Annotated in this window: 16 protein-coding genes; 5 read left to right on the top strand and 11 right to left on the bottom strand. The window is 43.8% G+C overall.

Annotated elements, in window-relative coordinates; genetic code table 11:
* Window position 1: 1 nt before the first annotated feature.
* From Xinn_RS00475 to Xinn_RS00460, 4 genes are read right to left on the bottom strand one after another with little or no spacing between them, the layout of a single operon-like run.
* Window positions 2–358, bottom strand: coding sequence for a DUF4150 domain-containing protein (locus tag Xinn_RS00475; protein WP_086953228.1), 357 nt, complete (start codon window positions 356–358; stop codon window positions 2–4).
* The gene (locus Xinn_RS00470; RefSeq protein WP_086953229.1) at window positions 348–1,568 is read right to left on the bottom strand and encodes a DUF2169 family type VI secretion system accessory protein; all 1,221 of its coding nucleotides are present in this window, start codon (window positions 1,566–1,568) and stop codon (window positions 348–350) included. Before Xinn_RS00470 ends, Xinn_RS00475 begins: the two co-directional genes overlap by 11 nt.
* A 12-nt stretch (window positions 1,569–1,580) precedes the next feature.
* Window positions 1,581–3,470: a type VI secretion system tip protein TssI/VgrG gene (gene tssI / locus Xinn_RS00465; RefSeq protein WP_086953230.1), complete on the bottom strand. Its 1,890-nt coding sequence runs from the start codon at window positions 3,468–3,470 to the stop codon at window positions 1,581–1,583.
* Window positions 3,471–3,480: 10 nt separating this feature from the next.
* Complete coding sequence (locus tag Xinn_RS00460; RefSeq protein ID WP_086953231.1) at window positions 3,481–5,217, bottom strand: type VI secretion system baseplate subunit TssF; 1,737 nt, start codon at window positions 5,215–5,217, stop codon at window positions 3,481–3,483.
* A 479-nt stretch (window positions 5,218–5,696) separates the two neighbouring features.
* On the opposite strand from Xinn_RS00460, the gene Xinn_RS00455 reads away from it, so the two are divergent.
* Together Xinn_RS00455 and bla are read left to right on the top strand one after the other, a co-directional pair.
* Entirely contained in the window at window positions 5,697–7,637 is a 1,941-nt protein-coding gene (locus Xinn_RS00455; RefSeq protein WP_086956419.1) for an exoribonuclease II, read from the top strand.
* Window positions 7,638–7,791: 154 nt separating this feature from the next.
* On the top strand, window positions 7,792–8,679 hold the full coding sequence (gene bla, locus Xinn_RS00450) for a class A beta-lactamase (RefSeq protein ID WP_086953232.1): 888 nt from the start codon (window positions 7,792–7,794) through the stop codon (window positions 8,677–8,679).
* A 111-nt stretch (window positions 8,680–8,790) separates the two neighbouring features.
* On the opposite strand, the gene yciH is transcribed toward bla, so the two are convergent.
* The 4 genes from yciH to Xinn_RS00430 all read right to left on the bottom strand — a co-directional run bounded on the left by yciH (window position 8,791) and on the right by Xinn_RS00430 (window position 11,428).
* Window positions 8,791–9,114, bottom strand: coding sequence for a stress response translation initiation inhibitor YciH (gene yciH / locus Xinn_RS00445; protein ID WP_086953233.1), 324 nt, complete (start codon window positions 9,112–9,114; stop codon window positions 8,791–8,793).
* Window positions 9,107–9,847, bottom strand: coding sequence for an orotidine-5'-phosphate decarboxylase (gene pyrF, locus Xinn_RS00440; protein WP_086953234.1), 741 nt, complete (start codon window positions 9,845–9,847; stop codon window positions 9,107–9,109). Before pyrF ends, yciH begins: the two co-directional genes overlap by 8 nt.
* 84 nt (window positions 9,848–9,931) lie before the next feature.
* Window positions 9,932–11,101 carry a lipopolysaccharide assembly protein LapB gene (lapB, locus tag Xinn_RS00435; RefSeq protein WP_086953235.1) on the bottom strand — a complete coding sequence of 390 codons (1,170 nt, stop codon included), beginning with the start codon at window positions 11,099–11,101 and terminating at the stop codon, window positions 9,932–9,934.
* A gap of 6 nt (window positions 11,102–11,107) precedes the next feature.
* Window positions 11,108–11,428: a LapA family protein gene (locus Xinn_RS00430; protein ID WP_086953236.1), complete on the bottom strand. Its 321-nt coding sequence runs from the start codon at window positions 11,426–11,428 to the stop codon at window positions 11,108–11,110.
* A 516-nt stretch (window positions 11,429–11,944) separates the two neighbouring features.
* Between Xinn_RS00430 and ribA the strand changes: the two genes are divergently transcribed.
* Window positions 11,945–12,541 (top strand): GTP cyclohydrolase II, encoded by a 597-nt coding sequence (gene ribA, locus Xinn_RS00425; RefSeq protein WP_086956420.1) that lies wholly within the window; start codon window positions 11,945–11,947, stop codon window positions 12,539–12,541.
* Window positions 12,542–12,624: 83 nt separating this feature from the next.
* On the opposite strand, the gene acnA is transcribed toward ribA, so the two are convergent.
* Window positions 12,625–15,315 carry an aconitate hydratase AcnA gene (gene acnA / locus Xinn_RS00420; protein ID WP_086953237.1) on the bottom strand — a complete coding sequence of 897 codons (2,691 nt, stop codon included), beginning with the start codon at window positions 15,313–15,315 and terminating at the stop codon, window positions 12,625–12,627.
* Between the two features lie 274 nt (window positions 15,316–15,589).
* Here acnA and Xinn_RS00415 point away from each other — a divergent pair, with 274 nt between their 5' ends.
* Complete coding sequence (locus Xinn_RS00415; protein ID WP_086953238.1) at window positions 15,590–16,405, top strand: hypothetical protein; 816 nt, start codon at window positions 15,590–15,592, stop codon at window positions 16,403–16,405.
* A 97-nt stretch (window positions 16,406–16,502) separates the two neighbouring features.
* The gene (locus tag Xinn_RS00410) at window positions 16,503–17,117 is read left to right on the top strand and encodes an FMN-binding negative transcriptional regulator (protein ID WP_086953239.1); all 615 of its coding nucleotides are present in this window, start codon (window positions 16,503–16,505) and stop codon (window positions 17,115–17,117) included.
* A gap of 186 nt (window positions 17,118–17,303) precedes the next feature.
* On the opposite strand, the gene cysB is transcribed toward Xinn_RS00410, so the two are convergent.
* A complete protein-coding gene (gene cysB, locus Xinn_RS00405) occupies window positions 17,304–18,278 on the bottom strand; it encodes an HTH-type transcriptional regulator CysB (RefSeq protein WP_086953240.1) in 975 nt (324 codons plus the stop codon).
* A gap of 343 nt (window positions 18,279–18,621) precedes the next feature.
* Complete coding sequence (gene topA, locus Xinn_RS00400; protein WP_086953241.1) at window positions 18,622–21,219, bottom strand: type I DNA topoisomerase; 2,598 nt, start codon at window positions 21,217–21,219, stop codon at window positions 18,622–18,624.
* Between the last annotated feature and the right edge of the window lie 394 nt (window positions 21,220–21,613).

The raw sequence follows: 21,613 nt of genomic DNA, 5'->3' as shown, positions 1-21,613 counted from the left end.
CTTATGCTCCATTCATCCAGAATTTATCCGTATGGCGTAACGTTAATTTGCCATCCGCCCGCACTGTTTCTGAATGCTCTTTCGGATGACATTTCCCCCCTACTGTGCCACTTTTCATCCCCATTGCCGTTCCTGCCTCATCCCCCAGTGTCTGCGGGACAAAGCTCTGGGCAAATACCACCACCGGCTGCCCGTTTGCCCGTACTGATGAGACCGGAGCAGAGGAATCATCCAGTTTGGCGATAACGGGGTAAGGAATTGGCGGTGTAGCCGGGCCAATCGGGGTTTTGCAGACATCGGGAACCAGACTGATAATCAGCCATTGGCTGTCTTTTCGGGCAATATAGTTATCCGCCATGAGCCTGCTCCTGTTCAGGTGCAAATTTAAGCAGAGGTGATTTGGGGTTTATTTCAAACCGTGCTTCCGCCACCCGGATAGGGAAGTCAATGCTGAAATGCAGACGAAACGTCAACTCCAGTGTCATTGCATCGGTATCAATAATCAGGGTGTCAAGGTTCATCAGAACCGGAAACAGATCGCCACTCTCCATACGGAACAGGATAAAAGGCCGATGCCCCGGTAAGTGGGTTTGCAAAAAACCTTCCGGTGTAAGATTGGTCAGTTGCAGTGAAATATCGGTAGAAGGCCAGTCAATCTGTTGATCCTGCGGGGCGCAATTCCAGTAGCCGAAATCAAAATCCGCTGGCAGATAAGGATGGCGTTGTTCCAGCCATGTTTGATCATAAGTTCCCGCCAATGTTCGCCGTGGTAACCACGCCCGGCCGATAATTCCCATCCCTTGTGGCTGGCTGGCGGGTTCTGTGGCTGAAAGCGAGCCTGCCAGCATTGCAGCAAAATACTGTACAGTTATCGGATCATTGGGATGGGTAATGCGCGGTGCCGGATAACGGGGTAAGTTTTTGGCTCGTGCATACCACGGTAAAACAAACCCCGTTCCGATAGGATTATATTCCCAAACGGCGTGGGCAATGGGTGCTTTATCACCATCGGGATGTTGGCTGAGCTGTTCGGGAGTGAGTTTATCTTCTTCTGCCAGCGCTTCGGCTGCTTTCTTATCATCAGCTTCAATCCGGCATTCCCCGCCAAAGGTATAAGTGTGATCAAGGGATAAACGAGTAAATGGTTTGGGGTCTGAAAGATGCCACTGCCCATTATCGGTGCGGAAAAACTCCCGCTCGCCCGTGATATTCAGTGTTTTATCCAGCAGCGTCCCACCATTGGCATCAGTGACTGACAGGCGAACAGGAAAAGAGGTGCAAGGCTTACCTTCCGGCGCATAAGCCGTACCATTGACAATCACGTCACATTTAGGCTTAAACGGCGCCAGATCACTTTCCTGTAATACCTGCGAAACATTTAACTCTCCCCGGTATTGATCCTGCACACACAGAGATATTATCGGGAGCAGCTCAGCCAGATATTCGCCCTTACCCGCAGGCAGTAACTGATAGCCGACTTTCATAGCAATAACATCGTATTCCTGATCTCCGGTATCCAGCATCCGGTAGTTCATCACTGAAAAGGGCGTAAGATTTTTGAATTCCATCGTTCTGTCTCCTCAGTTCAAATCAATGTCTTTGCCACTAATTTGCACAGGGCCGCTGGCTTCGAACAGAAACTCTTTCCCTTTGATGGTAATTCTGCCTTTACTGTCCATACGCAAGGTGCTGTTACCGCATTTCAACTCAATAACTTTACCGGCTGAAATGGACAGGTTTTGCCCCACAGAAATTTTCTTCATCAGACCCACGCTTTCGTTTTGGTTAGCGGAAACAGAGGTATTCATATTGGCCCCGACAGAAATGGTATAAGTCGCCCCGACTTTCAGTACCCTGGCAAGCCCGACAGTTTTAACACTGCTGAGCAGTACCATTTCCTGTTTGCTCTTTTGCACGGTAACGGCTTTATTGCCATTAATCTTTTCGGTGTGATTACCCAGCACCTGCGTAGTGCGGTTATTCAGCACCTTGGTGTTCATATCCTTCTGCGCGTGGATAAATACTTCTTCACTGCCTTTGGCATCTTCAAAGCGCAGTTCGTTAAACCCTTCCCCTTTATGAGTGCGCGTTTTAAACGTGGTACGGGTTTTCTCTGCCGGTAAATTGAGCGGAGGCCGATTACGGCCGTTATAGTTGCAGCCGGTCACAATGGGACGGTCAATATCACCATTAAGGTAGGAAATAATTACTTCCTGACCGATGCGGGGGATCGCCATAAAACCGAACCCATTGCCGTTCCAGCCCTGAGCCACACGAACCCAGCAGGAGGAGTTATCTCCGGCTTCATCGTGCCGGTTCCAGTGGAAATGCACTTTAATGGCACCGTGTTCATTGACAAAAATTTCCTCGCCCGGCGGCCCTACCACCGTTGCCAATTCATCACCATCCGCCAACGGCTTATAACGGTATGGCGGACGCCAGTCGTCTTTTCCCGGAATAAAGGTAATATTATTGGTCAGGGTTGTGCCTTCGCCTGCAATACCTGCTGCCTGTGGCTGAGAGCCAGAATGCGTAACAGTAACCACCTGCCAGCGATTATTCATGGCCACAATCGGATGAGATTTCAGGGTAAAGATTTTACCGGGTCGCAACTGAATGCAGTTAGTCTGTGCTGAACCCTGTTTACTTTCGTTATTAAGCTGTTTAAGACGAATTTCGCCCAGTGGCTTCCCTTCTTTACTCCACGGGAAACGACCATAACTTTCAAATACGGAATGGCGCCCGCCCTGAGGCAATTGAGCCTCAGTCTGCAAAGGCTGAGAAGGCCGCAGCCAGTTGTAATCTTTGTGGATATATTCATCCGGGCAGAGGTACTCCCCGTACTGCCACTGCCATGCTGTGGTATCTTTGTCATCGGTATTGGGTTGGGCGTTGTAAGTCAGATTAAGATCCGCCGTCATGCCTAAATGGGAGTCACTAAAAAAGAGCTGCTCTTCTTCAAACCAGAACGCAATTCCCTCTTCCGCCGCCAATCGGCACCAAAAATCGTAGTCTGATTCACGCTTTTGTGTAGTGTATTCCCGTACCGGATGAAGATTACCGTCTTCATAGAATTTACTGTCCGACTTAACACGGTGCTCTTTCAGCAATTTTTTGAGAATATCCGGTACCGATTGACGCTGGAACAGGCGACTGTCCTGATGGAGTGTCATCCGCCACATTTCTGGCCGGATAATAAAGGTGTAATAAGTTTGTCTTCCGTTGGTATTGCCCTGCGCAGCACCTGCAACAATACCGTTAACTTTGCGCTCCATTTTTCCATTGCGGGTAACGGTTAAAGAGGCATACGTTCCCAACTGGTCATTAAGCACAACACTGTCGAGGGAGCTGACCACCGTCAGTGACAAGTGATAAAGCTGTGATAACCCTTCCTGCAAGTTGAAATTCACAACCTGAAAAGTTGTAACTGATAAAGCACCTATCTGACAGGTAAACACTAGCCCATCCATTTGCACCTCCTTACATAATTGGACGATATCCTTGCAGCGGACAAGGGGATAAAAGCCATCGGATGTTGGAGTTCTGCCCGATCACGGTCATGCGAATACGCATATCTTCACTAAGGCAAAACGGTAAGAACTGATACAGAGCATTAGCAAACCGGAATAGTTCTCCCCGACTGATGTAAGCTGATTCATCCAGTCTCAGTTCAACATGAACACAGCGATGAGGGATTCCACGAATAAGCCAGTCACCGGGAACAGATTGAATATCCAAAATACCCGCCGTCATACGTCGGGTATCACGGTGCGTATTGCGATCCAAATCCGCGTAAAAATCGTAATCCAACAGCAATTGTTTAAGGGCAGAGACTGAATTCAGCCAGAAACCATTGGCAGCATGGTGTGACAGCATTCCCCAGTATCGGGAGCAATCTGTCACAGGGGGGTAAGCAGAAGAGGCAGGTGTCAGGTTTCTGGCTTGCAATCCATCAGGAATATCTTCATCTGTGAGGCAAATATCCCCTGCCATAAGTGCCGGTAAAGCGGTATCAAATGTGACTAAATGACAGGTGAATTCTTCCTCTGGTGGCTGTTCCATCAAACGGGCGTAGCTGTCATAAAACACCAGTGCATACTCCAGACGCCCGAATGCATCACGGGTAACATCCAGTGCATAAAACCAGGTTTCTTCATCTGCACCACGAAAAAAATGGGTAAACTGGCCTATTGGTAAAAACTGAATTCGTTTTCCCCGCGCCTTACCCGGTTCATCTTTTAGTTGAAGTTCCGTTATATGTAAGATCCCCTGCCCTAATGACAAAGGCAGTGGGTAACGGGCGGTATCCGGCGCAAAAGGAAGTGTGATTTTCGATTCACGATCAAGGTTTACTACAGGGACACAATGGAGATGAAAAGAATCTGCCAATTGTGTTTCAGTCAGCGGCAATACCTCATCAAGCTTCAATGTGATGCTGAATTGCCGGGTTTCTTTCATGGATAACCGGCTGCACATCACGGTGGGCAGTGATAAGGTCAGAAAATGGTGAACATGTGGCAGGTAAAGTGATTCCATCAGCATTTGAGGTGCCCAATTTCCTGCTTTTAACTCTGGAGCTGGCAGTATCAGACGGGAAGTACCAGACAAAGGTTCAAACCAAAGCGGTTCAACCGGATAACTCAACCCATTATGGTTTAGTACCGCACTACGTAAATTGCGACACAGAGTAAGCATCAAGGTGTCAGCAACAGCTTCATCAGGACTGAGAAATAAATTAATCGGACGAATAGGCCAGTAATCATCTTTGCCAGTATATTGGAAAGTCAGGGTAATACTGCTGGTTTCAGCCTGATAGTTAATATCCCGCGCCACCAATATTAAAGGCTCGATATTACATTTCCTGCCTGTCACAAATGTTACGCCTGAGTTTGATAAGACCTTTACACCTCGAGGTAATATACAGGTAGGTTCAATACCTTCTATTCCACAGAACTGGACAACACTGGTTGCAGGAATACCTTTTACCGGTAATATTTTTAATTGCTGTAGCAAAGGTAACGTAATTTCAGGAAAAGCATCATCTACTTTTTGGTGTAAACGAGCCATTAATACAGCAAAACCCTGATTCAGTCTCTCAATATCAGGATCGTATCCATTAATAACTTCTGCCAAATGCGGCTTTTCATTACTGGCTAATTTTTCAATTTGCTGTAAATAATCCAATTCCCACTGATAATAAAATTGAAAAGTATCCATGCCTGTCTCTTTTTAAAGCCCCATCAATTTAAGTGCTATATTTATTTTAATCGCATATTACTAACGATTGTTTTTATATAAAAAATAAAAAAATCAACACATTGAAGAAGACACCAGATGTGATAAAAAAAGAAATATACTTTCGTTTATTATCAACCATGAATTTACACGACAATATAATCCAACCAAATAACATTTATAAACATTTAATTAACAATATTTGATTGAATCTAATGAAATATTTAAATAAACAACTATATTCATCCGATATTAAATATATGGCTAACCTTTAGGTGAACATCCAGAACCTAATCTTATATTATTATTGTTACTGGATGATTTTCCTTAATCTGTATAAATATCACTCTCCCCTGATACTTTTTCGTGTTTTGATAAGATGTTACTTGCTCGATACCGTCGATTCGCGTAAAACTATTACCCAAATTATCGATAATAACTCCATAACTCGCCTGATTATTATGTTTCAAAACAATCCGCTGCTTGCTCAGCTAAAACAGCAACTTCATTCTCAAACCTTGCGTGTAGAAGGTTTAGTCAAAGGAACCGAAAAAGGCTTCGGCTTTTTAGAAGTCGATGGTCAAAAAAGTTACTTTATTCCTCCTCCCTATATGAAAAAAGTGATGCATGGCGATCGTGTCACTGCCGCTATTCATACCGATAAAGAAAAAGAGGTCGCTGAACCGGAAGAACTGATTGAACCATTCCTGACCCGCTTTGTTGGTCGGGTTCAGAGAAAAGAAAATGACAACCGGATGTGGATTATTCCCGACCATCCATTGTTAAAAGATACCATTCCATGCCGACCAACCAGCCAAGTAACCCACAATTTTGAACACGGCGACTGGGCCGTTGCGGAAATGCGCCGTCATCCATTGAAAGGTGATCGCGGATTCCATGCTGAAATCACCGGCTATATTACGCGAGGTGATGATCATTTTGCTCCGTGGTGGGTTACTCTTACGCGCCATAGTCTGGAACGTGAAGCTCCATCAATGACAGATTGCCAGATGGATGATAGCTCTCTCGAACGTATCGATCTGACCTCCCTTGACTTTGTCACTATTGACAGTGCAACGACTGAAGATATGGATGATGCGTTGCATATTGTCAAGAATGATGACGGCAGTCTGAAACTGTCTATTGCCATTGCCGATCCGACCGCTTATATCAAGGCTGGCAGCGATCTGGACAAAATTGCTTACCAGCGCAGTTTTACCAACTATCTGCCGGGCTTCAATATTCCGATGCTGCCCCGCGAACTTTCTGATGATTTATGTTCATTGCGCCCGAATGCCCGCCGCCCTGCGCTGGTTTGTCAGGTTTCCATTCTGGAAGACGGGCAGCTAGGTGATGACATTCAATTTTTTGCCGCTTGGGTCGAATCGAAATTCAAACTGGTTTATGACGAAATTTCTGACTGGCTGGAAGGTCAGGAAGGCTGGAAACCGGGTTCAGACGCTGTTACCGAACAGATTACGTTGTTGAAAGAGATGTGTGAACGCCGTAATAACTGGCGCCAAGAGCACGCTCTGGTATTTAAAGATCGCCCTGATTATCGCTTCATTCTGGATGAAGGTGGGAATGTCACTGATATTGTCACTGAACAGCGCCGCACTGCAAACCGCATTGTTGAAGAAGCAATGATTGCAGCTAACCTCTGTGCAGCGAAAATTCTTCGCGATAAATTAGGCTTCGGTATTTATAACGTTCATACCGGCTTTGAACCAACACAGATTGAACAGGTTGTAGAAGTACTCAAGGAACACAATATTGAAACCTGCCCGGAAGCACTTGTTGGGCTGGAAGGATTTTGTGAGTTACGCCGTGAGCTGGATAATCAACCAACTCAGTTCTTAGATAGCCGCATCCGTCGTTTCCAGACCTTTGCAGAAATCAAATCTGAACCGGGCCCACACTTTGGCTTAGGCTTTGATGCTTATGCCACATGGACATCCCCTATCCGTAAGTACAGCGATATTATCAATCACCGTTTATTGAAAGCTGTCATTGAACAAACTGAAGCAGAAAAACCGGCTGAAGAAGTCTGTCTGCAATTATCCGAGCGCCGTCGCGCAAACCGGATGGCTGAACGCGATGTTGGTGACTGGCTTTATGCCCGTTATCTTAAGCCTCATGCCGGTACAGATAAAATCTTTGCCGCTGAGATTATTGATATCACTCGTGGTGGCCTGCGTGTTCGTCTGGTTGACAATGGTGCAATTGCGTTTGTTCCGGGGCCATTCCTGCATTCCGTTCGTGATGAACTTCAATGCAGTCAGGAAACCGGTTCTGTCCTGATTAAAGGTGAAGCTGTTTACCGTCTGAACGATATTATCGACGTGCGCCTTGAAGAAGTCAGAATGGAAACCCGTAATATTGTAGCGCGCCCTGTTAGCTAATAGTTTCAACACAACAGGATGTACTCAATACAACGGGGATTTCCAGAACAATAAACACACTGCCGCTATTATACGCGGCAGTTTCAAAACAAAGATTAAATCACCGTTCAATTCTTATATGAAATTCCCTACACAAAAGCTCATACCCAAGTTCATGCCTAAATTCATTCATAGTACAGTCACATTTTTACCTTTGCTGACTACCCTGATAGCATTCCCTTCTCAGGCATCAGCCAGTGACATTCAGCAGGAACAAATGGTTCATCAGCTTACTGCTTTAGAAAAAAGTGCCAATGGGCATCTCGGGGTAGCCTTGATCAATACCGCAGACCATTCAATTATCGGCTATCGTGCCAATGAGCGCTTTCCATTATGTAGCACCAGTAAATTAATGGCCGTTTCTGCTCTATTGAAAAAAAGCGAAACAGATGAAAAATTATTAAACCAACGTGTTCATTACAAACAAGCCGATTTAGTTGAATATAGCCCGATCACTGAGAAACATATTGAAGATGGTATGACACTGACAGAACTGAGTGCCGCAACTTTGCAATACAGTGATAATACTGCCATGAACCTACTGCTTAACCAGCTAGATGGCCCTGAAAGTGTAACGACTTTTGCCCGAACTCTCGGTGACAATATATTTCGGCTGGATCGTAAAGAACCAGAGTTAAATCTGGTTCAGCCGGGTGATAAACGTGATACATCTTCACCTCAGGCTATGGCAGAAAGTCTATACAAACTGGCTTTAGGTGATGCCTTAGCAACAAATCAACGGGCACAATTGGTGGAGTGGCTGCAAGGAAATACCACAGGTAATGCCAGTATTCGGGCCGGTTTGCCAAAAAACTGGGTAGTCGGGGATAAAACCGGTCGTTGTGATTATGGCTCAACTAACGATATTGCCGTCATCTGGCCGACAGAAAATAGAGCACCATTCGTACTGGTAACTTATTTCACTCAACCCGGCGATAAAAATGCCAAAGCCCGGCCTGATATACTGGCAGAAGCAACCCGCATAATGATTCAGGCTGAATAAAATCCTGCGACAAGTATTATTTATAATCAGAAAATTATGATCACAAGCTATGCTATGAGTCTGCTGTATTGCATAGCTTGTGAAGATAGATAAAGAGAAAGGAGATCTAAATCAGCCACCAGCCAGTTTGACTTTCATGCCCTTAGCTTCCAGCAACTGTTTCAGCAGGTCCCGTTTATCGCCCTGAATTTCAATCTCTCCATCCTTGACTGAACCACCACAACCACATTTTTTCTTCAATTCGGCGGCCAGTTTAGCAATAGTCTGGTCATCAGCATCAATTCCTGTGATAACACAAACTCCCTTGCCTTTGCGTCCGCTGGTCTGACGTTGGATACGCACAATACCATCACCTTTAGGGCGAGCCGGTGGTGCTTTTTCCTCATGAATGCGGCCCATATCTGTCGAATAAACCAGACGCGAATTATTACCCATGAACGATCCCGATAGATTGATTAATTTGTTGTAATGCCAATGCCGGATTTTCTGCACGCGTAATCGGACGCCCGATCACCATATAATCCACACCAGCCTGAATTGCCTGCGGTGGCGTCATGATACGGCGCTGATCCCCTGCATCCGAACCTTCAGGGCGGATACCCGGTGTAATAAGTTTGAATTCCTGACCACACACTGCTTTCAGTTGTTGTGCTTCATGAGCCGAACAAACCACACCATCCAAACCACACTGTTTGGTCAGTTTCGCCAGACGCTCAGCGTATTGAGCCGGTGTCAGATCAATTCCAATACCTGACAAATCTGACTGTTCCATGCTGGTCAGAACAGTTACTGCAATCAACAATGGGGCATCATTACCATAAGGTAATAAAATTTCTTTAGCGGCGGTCATCATTCTTTCTCCGCCACTGGCATGAACATTGACCATCCAGACACCCAACTCTGCCGCTGCGGCTACAGCTCTTGCTGTTGTGTTAGGAATATCATGAAATTTAAGATCCAAAAATACGTCAAAACCACGCTGGTGCAACACACGGATAAATTGTGGGCCATTCAATGTAAACATCTCTTTACCCACTTTCAGGCGACAAGATTGCGGGTCAATCTTATCGACAAATGCCAGTGCTGCATCTTGGTTGTCATAATCCAACGCAACCACAATGGGTGATTTAATTTGTTTACTTAAAACTTGACCTGTATGGGATGTCATTTTTCGGCCTTTAATTTAATAGTGAATTTATTTCGAGAATGAAAATGTGATAAATGAAAATATGCCACCAATAACGTGACGTTGTCACTGCCCATCTAAGCCACGAATAGGTTTAATGGTGTCCCATGAACGACATGAAGGACAATGCCAATAAATTGAACGAGAAGTAAAGCCACACTTATGGCATCTATAATCTGGCTTAGTTCGGATTTGTTCACCCACCATGTTGCGTAAAAGGAGCAAACTTTCTTTGGCCCGCCCTTCTTCTGCGTCAGCCAGATGGTAATTCATCAGGCGATAAAAAAGACGCATCGTAGGATGGCGTTCCAGTTGTCGGTTAATGTAAATCTGGGCTGTATCGCGCCCTTCTTTTTGCTCAACAATATCGGCCAGATGGATCTCTGCAATTGAGCCACAATTTTCTTCTACACAACGCCGGATAAATGCTTCCCACTCTTCTGGCTGAGCCAGTTCCAGATAGCATTCCTGTAACATCGGCAAGACTTCGCTGACCAGTTGTTTATCCTGCTCAAGAATACGCTTCAGCACCTCAGTTGCTTTGATATATTCTTTTTGCGCCATATAAATACGGCCAAACATAATCGATACACGGGCGCAATTTTTATTGGCCTGAGCGGCCTTGTTCAAATGCCCTATAGCATCACTGAAATCGTCTTCTCCCATGCCCTGTAGCGCTAACTCACAATAAAAATGGGCGATTTCTTGCCGAAACTGTTGCTTACCCAGCTTGACCAGTTTTTCCGCCACATCAATGGCCTTACTCCAGTCACTGGTTGATTGATAGATGGTCAACAAAGAATTAAGTGCACTCTCGCGAAAATCCTTTTCACTCACTAACTGAACAAACATGTTTTCTGCCCGATCATACAACCCGGCTGCCATGTAATCTCTGCCGAGCTGCTGGGTCGCCAGTAGACGCTGTTCAAATGTCAGGGAGGCACTTTCCATGAGGGATTGGTGAATACGAATAGCTCTTTCAACTTCGCCACGGGAGCGGAACAAATTTCCCAGCGTTAAATGTGCTTCAAATGCGGAACTATCCTCTTTTAACATATCGAGAAACAGATCGACAGCCTTGTCCTGTTGATTAGAAAGTAAAAAATTAACCCCATCAACATATTCACGCGACAGACGATCTGCCGATTGTTGCTTATCTTGTTGAGCACTTCTGCGCCCCATATACCAGCCATACGCGGCGGCAATAGGAAGTAACAGAAACAACAGCTCTAACATGGAGGATTATTCCTTGTCCAGAATCACTGAGGCTGGAGATGCAGTTTTTGTAGATAGTTCAACTGGCTGCTCCAACTGGGTCTCTAAACGCGTAATTTTACGTTTCGCGCGTTTTAACGACATGCTGGCACGCAAATAGAACCCTCCACAAATTCCCCACCCAAGTGCAAAACCGATAGCAAACAACGATGCCAGCAAAGTGGATATAGAATAATCACCTTTAGCAATCAAATAATTGAAGGTTACTACTTGATTATTATTTGCTCCCAGTGTCACTGAGATAACAAAAACAACCAATGCCAGCAATAAGATCAGAAAATATTTCACATTGTTTCCTGTTATCAATGGGTTGTTGCTGATTGATATGCCAAATAACAGATATGGCGGCTTGCTAAATTAGCATTTCTCATCCACGCAAAGGAAGTATTTTATTGTACTAAACCAATATTTCACCCTTTTTGTGACAATATTCTACTTTGTTGCCTGTAATTCAGTCATTGTTTTCAGTTGAACAAGTATTCTGAATAAAGCAAATAACTATATGTATCACTATATATGGGTTTTTACCGGTATACAGACACCCGATATGTCTACAAAAATATGTTTACAGTTTAGCATGTTAATATTATTGCAAACGGGAACACTCTCTCCTGTGCTTTATCCGAAAATCCGGTATATCTTTATCTACGGACGTAAGCATAATTTCTGTTATACTCGCGATGCGTACATGCGCTGTAATCAGAGAAAATTTTTGCGTAGTTTTAGCTGATTTCCAAACTGGTATTGTTCTGAGTATCACAATATTGTCATTGTAACGAGCTAAATCAACATATGAATACAAACATACAGCTAACACGAATAGCTGAAGCCAAACTGCCTACTCCCTGGGGCGAGTTTCTGATGATCGGATTTGAAGAGATAGAAACAGGCCGTGACCATGTTGCCCTTGTGTATGGTGACATTTCAGGTAATGAGCCGGTTTTATCCCGTATCCATTCAGAGTGCCTGACCGGAGATGCTTTATTTAGCTTAAGGTGCGACTGTGGTTTTCAGCTCGAAGCTGCTCTGTCACAAATCAGTCAGGAAGGCCGGGGGGTTCTGCTGTATCACCGCCAGGAAGGCCGCAATATTGGTCTGCTGAATAAAATTCGAGCTTATGCATTACAGGATCAAGGTGTTGATACTGTCGAAGCGAACCACCAGTTAGGTTTTGCTGCCGATGAGCGAGATTTCACTCTGTGTTCAGACATGTATAAATTATTGGGTGTGCATGCTATCCGTCTTCTGACAAATAATCCGCAAAAAGTGGAAATTATGGCCGGAGCGGGTATTAACATTGTCGAGCGAGTACCGCTGATTGTAGGACGTAATCCTAATAATGCTTATTATCTCGATACAAAAGCACGCCTGATGGGGCATCTGCTGTCCAAATCCAGCTAATATCTTTTTTACAGAAAAGAAAATAAAAACTGCGTCGGTGTGGGCGCAGTTTTTCATTTCAGTTTCGTTTATTTTTAACGCGTTTACTTCAACATATTGCGGATAACATAATGCAATATGCCACCATTATAGAAATAGGCCAGCTCGGTATTGGTATCAATACGGCAATGAGCATTAACCAGCGTTTCTTCCCCATTGGCGTAAGTGATTTTCACTACAATAATCTGCCCGGGTTTGATATCACTTAATCCGCGAATATCAATGGATTCATCCCCTTTCAGGTTAAGGATTTTACGAGTGATTCCCTGTGGAAATTCCAGCGGTAATACTCCCATGCCGATCAGGTTAGAGCGGTGAATTCGCTCAAAAGATTCCGCAATAACCACCCTCACTCCCAATAAACTGGTTCCTTTGGCTGCCCAGTCACGACTGGAGCCGGAGCCATATTCTTTACCGGCAATAATGGCCAGCGGCTTTTTCTCTTCCTGATAACGCATGGCGGCATCATAAATAGCCAGTTGGTTTTGTGACGGGATATGACGCGTATATCCCCCTTCAATACCGGGCACCATTTCATTACGAATACGGATATTCGCAAATGTGCCACGCATCATAACTTCGTGATTTCCCCGTCTTGAACCATACGAGTTAAAATCTTTCGGAGCAACTCCGTGTTCCTGTAAATATCGCCCAGCCGGACTGTCTGCCTTGATATTCCCAGCGGGAGAAATGTGGTCTGTTGTTACTGAATCACCCAGAATGGCCAGAATATTTGCCTGATGGATATCAGTCACCGGCTCGGGTTCTGGTGTCATATGGCTGAAGAAAGGCGGAAGACGAATATAGGTTGAATCCGGCTGCCAGAGGTACGTTGCCGAACTTTCAACTTCCAGCGCCTGCCAGTTTTCATCACCATCAAAAACTGCACTATATTCTTTATGGAACATCTCTGTTCTGACTTTTTCCACGGCTTCCGCAACTTCCCGACTACTCGGCCAGATATCTTTCAGATAGATATCACCCCCTTGTTGATCCTGCCCTATCGGCTCACTGGTCAGATCCCGCTTCATACTGCCAGAAAGCGCATAAGCGACTACCAATGGCGGGGAAGCAAGCCAGTTAGTTTTGACCAGTGGATGAATTCGACCTTCAAAGTTCCGGTTACCGGAAAGTACGGCTCCGACAGTCAAATCAGACTGTTTAATCGCAGCCTCAATTTCTTCCTGCAACGGCCCGGAGTTGCCAATGCAAGTGGTACAGCCGTATCCCACCAGATTAAAACCTAATTCTTCAAGATAGGGCATGAACCCCGCCAGCTTCAGGTATTCCGTTACCACTTTAGAACCCGGAGCCAGTGATGTTTTAACCCACGGTTGTCTCTGTAACCCCTTTTCAACCGCTTTTTTGGCAAGTAAACCTGCTGTCATCAATACACTGGGGTTTGAAGTATTGGTACAGGAGGTAATAGCAGCAATGACTACGGCTCCTTCCTGTAAAGAAAACGTATCATTGCCTATAGTGATAGGGGGAGAAGGTTTCAAACTCTGCTTTCTGTTGATATCCAGTTCCATCGCGGACTGGAAAGCATGCGGAACATCACCTAATGTGACTCTGTCCTGTGGCCGTTTTGGTCCTGCCAGACTGGCTTCTACCGTAAACATATCCAGTTCAAGATTGCTGGTGAAAATGGGTTCATCCCCGGCATGGCGCCACAACCCTTGCTGTTTACTATAAGCCTCAACCAGTGCAATTTCATCTTCACTGCGTCCGGTTAACCGCATATAACTCAGGGTAATATCATCGACAGGGAAGAAACCACAGGTTGCCCCATATTCCGGTGACATATTGGCAATCGTTGCCCTATCAGCCAATGGTAAATCAGCCAGACCATCACCGTAGAATTCAACAAATTTGCCGACAACACCGTGTTTACGCAGCATTTGTGTGACAGTCAGAACGAGGTCAGTCGCGGTAATCCCTTCGCGCAATTTTCCTGTCAGCTTAAAACCAACCACATCCGGGATCAGCATAGAAATTGGCTGCCCCAGCATCGCGGCTTCAGCTTCGATTCCACCGACGCCCCACCCAAGCACACCTAGGCCATTAATCATCGTGGTATGGGAATCGGTGCCAACCAATGTGTCCGGGTAGGCAAAATCCCTTCCGTCACGATTTTCATACCAAACCGTCTTACCTAAATATTCAAGGTTAACCTGATGGCAGATACCCGTTCCGGGAGGAACAACACGGAAACGATTGAAGGCTTTCTGCCCCCAGCGTAAGAATAAATAGCGTTCATAGTTACGTTCCATCTCGATCTGAACATTCTCTTCAAACGCCTGTTCAGTGCCGAATTTATCCACCATGACAGAGTGGTCAATCACCAGATCGACCGGTGATAAAGGGTTCACCTGCTCTGCATTTCCGCCAAGCCTTAAAACTGCCTCTCTCATTGCAGCAAGATCCACAACAGCAGGCACACCGGTAAAATCCTGCATTAATACACGGGCGGGACGATAGGCAATTTCCCGCTCAGCATGACCACTTTTTTGCCACGCTACCAGTGCTTTCAGGTCATCTTCAACAACAGAATCACCATCGATATTACGCAGAAGGTTTTCAAGCAGGACTTTCAGGGATTTCGGAAGGCGGGATATTTCACCCAGTTGCTCGGATAACAGAGGCAAACTGTAATAATGGTAGGTCTTACTGCCAGAAGATGTACTGCTAATGGAAAGTGTTGAAGCACAGTCCGTTTTTAATCTAGACGACATAACTCCTCCATTTTTATATTTATGACCAGCTATACCCTATGAATTTCAATTTGAAAAACAACGGATATTTATAATTAAACATAACATACTAGTCGATAATTGTTACCCGGCTTTCACATATCTTGCCAACCCGCTGTAATTCCTCACTTATTGATAAATTTTAGTGATGACACCCACAAAATAGATATGTTCTATTGATTGCCGGAACTGATATTCAGTGCCTCAAATAACACCATTACCCTATTATTGTTTATTAACTATTGGAAGGTGAATTATGGATAATGAAATAATTATTAAGCGTGAAAATTATTTAAATCAGATCAAGCAGGCTGAACAATTTTTCTATCATGATATTGAAGATCGTTTCATGCTCTCTGATCACAAATTCAGCGACACTGATGGCTTGGTTCAATTTGTTATTGCATCTCAACTAAATGATAAATCAAGAATTATAGGAAAAATGGATGAAATAAAGAAAATTCAGATAGCGCTTTCCTCCATTGCTACTGATTATATCATCAGATATTCCGATACCCGTGGCCGACAGTACAGAACAGATGTCCAATTCTGGGGCGATATTATGGGAAAATTGCCATTAATAAGTGTCAGAAATATTGAGAATCAAACATATCAACATGTTATGAAAGGGTTTTCTATCGCAACCAATTTATTGCAGTTGATTATGGATATTGTTGTGAATGCCAATTCTCCGGGCATGAAGAGTTTTTCTCAATTTCTGCAAAAACAAGGCGATGCGATCAGGCTCGGTCTGAAAAAAAATAATGACCGTTATTCAACAATTACGCTGGCAAGCGTCATTGAAGCTGTCGGAAACGAAAATCAGGTAATGTATATTCCAAAATTGAAACTATATAAACTGGATTTTGACAGAACAAACTCAGAAGTAACATCAAATTGCGCTTCCAATGAAACAATCAATGTTGAATTTAATTATTCTTCCTGTGTGTCATTATTCGATTATCAGGCATTGGAAGATTCAGAAATAAAAGCGGCTTTTGAACGCTTTCTTCTTAAAAACAAACGTAAATCAATAGAAAAATCAGATAACTTTTTTAGCGGAGAATTCTAAATTTTAGTTTGAATAATAAAATTACGCACTATTGTTATATCCTTATCTCAGCGTTATTCTGAAACCAGTTAAATTTATTGTTATCGGAGTGATAAACATGCATACACCTCGTAAAATGCAAATGAAAGACAGAGAAGATATTACTCAGTTTATTTCTGCTTATAGCTTTGGATTGCTGGTTTCACCCTCTTTAACCGGAACACATCTTCCCTTAGTGCTCAATCCCGATGAAGGGGAACATGGTACGCTGTACGGTCATATATCTAAAGCTAATTCACACTGGAAAGAACTGGATAACCAGCGAGTTCTGGTCGTTTTTACCGGGCCACATGCCTACATTTCGCCTACTTGGTATGAATCTGAGCAGGCTGTGCCAACCTGGAATTACACCGCAGTTCATTGTTACGGTGTCACAAAATTTTTAAACAATCTTGAAACTCAATCAGCCTTAGAAGATTTAGTTAATAAATACGAACCGGGGTTAATGAATAATACTGAGTTAATGCCGGAGGAGTATGTTAATAAACAACGTCAGGCAATTGTCGGATTCAAAATCGTTATCACAGAAATACATGCAAAGGAAAAGCTCGGTCAGCATAAAAATCAGGGCGATCAAAAAGGCGTGTTTACAGCTCTGAGTAAAAGTAAAATGCCAGACAATAAAGAACTTGCTGATTATATGGAAAAGCATAATATCGGCACAGGGAAATAACAATCCGTCTTCTATGACCTCATATAAAACAAATCAACAGGTGATTTTATTAATGATACTGCCAGAATATGAGATCGCAAATAAAAACCATCGCAAGTAAAATAATCCATCAACCAAATGTAAAAAACCGAGGAAATAACTTCAGTTATTCCCTCGGTTTCTCTTGCTTATGTTCTTATATCACAATTAAACAATTGGTAATTCAATATCTTTAAACATCTCTTCAATCTCTTCATTAGACCGTAGAGCAATCGCCTGATCCACTACATTACGGGTTAGATGAGGCGCAAAACGCCAGATGAAATCATACATATAACTACGCAAGAAGCTACTGCGACGGAAGCCAATCTTAGTTGTGCTATAGCTGAACTTATCACGCATATCGATTCGAACCAGATCACTATCCTGAACCGGCTCTACCGCCATGCTTGCAATAACCCCGACCCCCAGTCCCAAACGCACATAGGTCTTAATCACATCGGCATCTGTCGCGGTGAATACAATTTTAGGCTTAAGCCCGGCACGGTCAAAAGCGACATCCAGCTCTGAACGTCCTGTGAAACCAAATGTGTAGGTCACAATCGGGTATTCTGCCAATTCTTCAATTGTTACATTCTGCCTTGCCGCCAATGGATGATCTTTAGTGACAACAACTGAGCGATTCCAGTGATAGCAAGGCAGCATGATAAGATCACTATAAAGATGAAGCGCTTCAGTGGCTATTGCAAAATCACTGTTCCCTTTACAGACTTCTTCTGCAATTTGAGTTGGTGACCCCTGATGCATATGAAGGGAAACATTAGGATAACGTTCAATAAACCCTTTAATGACCGGCGGTAAAGCATACCTTGCCTGTGTGTGTGTTGTAGCAATATACAAAGACCCACGATCCGGGTAGGTGTGTTCACTGGCAACTGAGCGAATCGAATCAATTTTTGACAGGACTTCACGTGAAATACGAACGATTTCCTCACCAGCCGGTGTAACGTGTGTCAGATGTTTACCACTGCGTGCAAATATTTGAATACCCAGCTCATCTTCAAGCATCCTTACCTGTTTGCTGATCCCTGGTTGAGAGGTATACAATCCTTCGGCCGTAGAAGAGACATTCAGGTTGTGATTAACCACTTCTACGATATAACGTAATTGCTGTAGTTTCATATCAGCACTGTCCCTAAATTGTAATTTATATACGAATGTTTTTTGTAGTTTGTATCAGCTCTATATTGCTAATAGTTATTCTCTTATAACTATATAGAATATATTTACGTGGATATATAACTACTATAACACTTGCTGTATATATATTTAACAAATAATTAGGGTAAATAACGATTATAAATTAAGTTTCATAAAAATATTATGTTTAGATCCTGCATAAGAACAAAAAAAGCCAGTTCAGAGAACTGGCTTTCCAGAAAAAAATTTCATCTTTTAAGTCAAAAATAAAATATTTGTCTGATTGCATTTCAATAGATTGATTGGCAACCCATGCTCATAACCATTATTTTTCTTTGACCGTCCATTTACCATCAACAAAAAATGCTGTCCAACCTGTCGCTTTGCCATTCTTCTCTGAAGAGACATATTGTTGTTTCGTCTTACGGCTAAAACGTACAACTGTTTTGTTACCTTCAGGGTCTTCAATCGGTGCTTCCGCCAGATAACGCAACTTCTCCGGTAAACGTTCCTTGAACTGAGCAAGCTCTTCCACTAAAGGTGCACGTGTTTCCCGCGATTTAGGGAATGTGCTGGCAGCCAGAAATACACCGGCGGCTCCATCACGCAGAACGAAGTAAGCATCTGACTTTTCGCATAGCAACTCAGGCAGTGGAACAGGATCTTCTTTTGGTGGGGCAACTTCCCCGCTACGCAGGATCTTACGGGTATTTTTACACCCTTCGTTTGTACATCCCATATACTTACCAAAACGCCCCATTTTCAGGTGCATTTCCGATCCACACTTATCACATTCAACGATAGGGCCGTCATAGCCTTTGATACGGAACTCACCATTCTCTACTTCGTAACCATCACAGGCGGGATTATTACCGCAGACATGTAATTTACGTTGAGTATCAATCAAATAGCTGTCCATTGCTGTGCCACATTTAGAACAGCGACGGCGGGCGCGCAATGCATTAGTCTCTGCGTCATCCCCTTCAAGAATGTTCAGTATTTCATTTTCCGGGATCAGATTAATGGTTTGTTTACAGCGCTCTTTTGGCGATAGCGCATAACCTGAACAACCTAAAAATACCCCTGTCGTTGCAGTACGAATTCCCATCGGGCGGCTACAGGTCGGGCATTCAATAGAAGTAATGACCATTGGATTCGGGCGCATTCCGCCTTCTTCCGGATCTTTGCTGGCGGTATCCAATTGCTCACTGAAGTTGACGAAAAACTCATCCAATACGCCTTTCCAGTTTGCTTCATTGTTTGCAACATGATCGAGCTGATTTTCCATTCTTGCCGTAAAATCATAGCTCATCAATTCGTTAAAGTTTTCCTCTAAACGATCGTTGACAATTTCGCCCATTTTTTCCGCATAGAAACGACGGTTTTCAACCCGTACATACCCGCGATCCTGAATGGTGGAAATGATTGAAGCATAAGTCGATGGACGCCCAATACCACGTTTTTCCAGTTCCCTAACCAGCGAAGCCTCACTAAAACGCGCCGGTGGCTTAGTAAAGTGTTGGCTTGGAAGCAATTTTTGTAAATCAAGACTTGTCCCGACTTCCACCACAGGTAAAGTACGGTCGTCATCGCCTTTACGTAAAGCGGGCATCACTTTTGTCCAGCCATCAAAACGTAAAGTACGGCCTTTTGCCCGTAGTTCAAAATCCCCGGCCCGAACAGTCAGTGTTGTTGAATCATATTTTGCCGGAGTCATCTGACAGGCAATAAACTGACGCCAGATAAGCTGATACAACTTTTGGGCATCAGTTTCCATATCCTTCAGGGCTTCAGCCATAATCTCAACATTAGACGGCCGGATGGCTTCATGAGCTTCCTGAGAATTCTCTTTGCTGCTGTAAATATTGGCTTCTTTAGGCAGGTATTTGTCACCAAAGTTGTCACTGATATAACCGCGCACCATGCTCAACGCATCCTGACTCAGGTTAGTCGAATCAGTACGCATATAAGTAATGTGGCCTGCTTCATATAATTTCTGAGCCATCATCATGGTTTTCTTAACGCCAAAACCCAGACGGGTACTGGCAGCCTGTTGCAACGTTGAAGTAATAAATGGTGCATTCGGCTTACTTGACGTTGGACGATCTTCCCGGTCGGTGATCTTATAGCTGGCTTTTTCAAGTAAAGATACGGCTGCCTGAGTCTGTTGCGCATTAACTGGCTTAAATGGTTTCCCCTCTTTATGGGTAACTTCCATATGAAGCTCAATGCCCTCATTAGCCATGAGATCCGCATATATCTGCCAGTATTCCTCTGGAACAAAGGCTTTGATTTCCCGTTCACGCTCAACAACAAGGCGAACCGCTACAGATTGAACACGACCAGCAGACAGCCCTCTGGCAACTTTTTTCCACAATAGTGGTGAAACCATGTAGCCCACTACGCGATCCATAAAACGGCGCGCCTGTTGTGCATTAACACGGTCAAGGTTCAACTCACCCGGCTTATCAAAAGCCTGAGTGATAGCGTTTTTGGTAATCTCATTAAAAACAACGCGGCTGAAACGTGTCTCGTCTCCGCCAATTACTTCCCGCAAATGCCAGGCAATGGCTTCCCCTTCGCGATCAAGGTCCGTTGCCAGATAAATATGCTGTGCTTTTTCAGCCAGTGTTTTCAGCTCTGCTACCACTTTTTCTTTGCCGGGTAAGATTTGATAATTTGCTTCCCAGCCATGGTAGGGATCAATTCCCATTCGGTTAACCAGCGCTGTTTTCTCATCCTTTTTAGTTTTCTTTTTATTCTTATCGGTAGATGAGTTCGAGCTCTTTTGACTCGTTGTACCACTAGTCGGCAAATCACGGATATGACCAACGCTGGATTTCACAACGTAGTCATTTCCCAGATATTTATTGATTGTTTTGGCTTTTGCCGGGGACTCCACTATAACAAGAGCTTTACCCATAGTTACCTTTACCTAATTATCTTCTTTTCAGATGGCGAAAATTACGAAGTTATGTTGCGGTATATAAAATAGATCTCTTTTTATATTGCGATAGATTCGCAAGATATCAACTAATTTTTATCCCAGACTTTCGTTCAAACACCAAACCCTTTGAAATACATGAGATATTTTATACACAAACGCATACCATGCAATTACATGGTTTAACAGTTGTAAACAAAATCTTCCATCTGCATGACGAAAAGCCCACACTCTACCTGATAAAAAACGATGCGCAACAACTTATTTTTCGGAAAAGCAGAATAGGTACAAATGAGAACATTTCCAGTCAAACGATAATTGCTGTTATAAAAACCAAATGAAATAATTAGGAAAAGCGTGATTTTTCCACAGA

This window comes from Xenorhabdus innexi, from assembly GCF_002632485.1.
Taxonomy (GTDB): domain Bacteria; phylum Pseudomonadota; class Gammaproteobacteria; order Enterobacterales; family Enterobacteriaceae; genus Xenorhabdus; species Xenorhabdus innexi.
The sequence above is the reverse complement of the archived record's forward strand: the minus strand, read 5'-3'. Positions and strand labels throughout refer to the sequence as shown.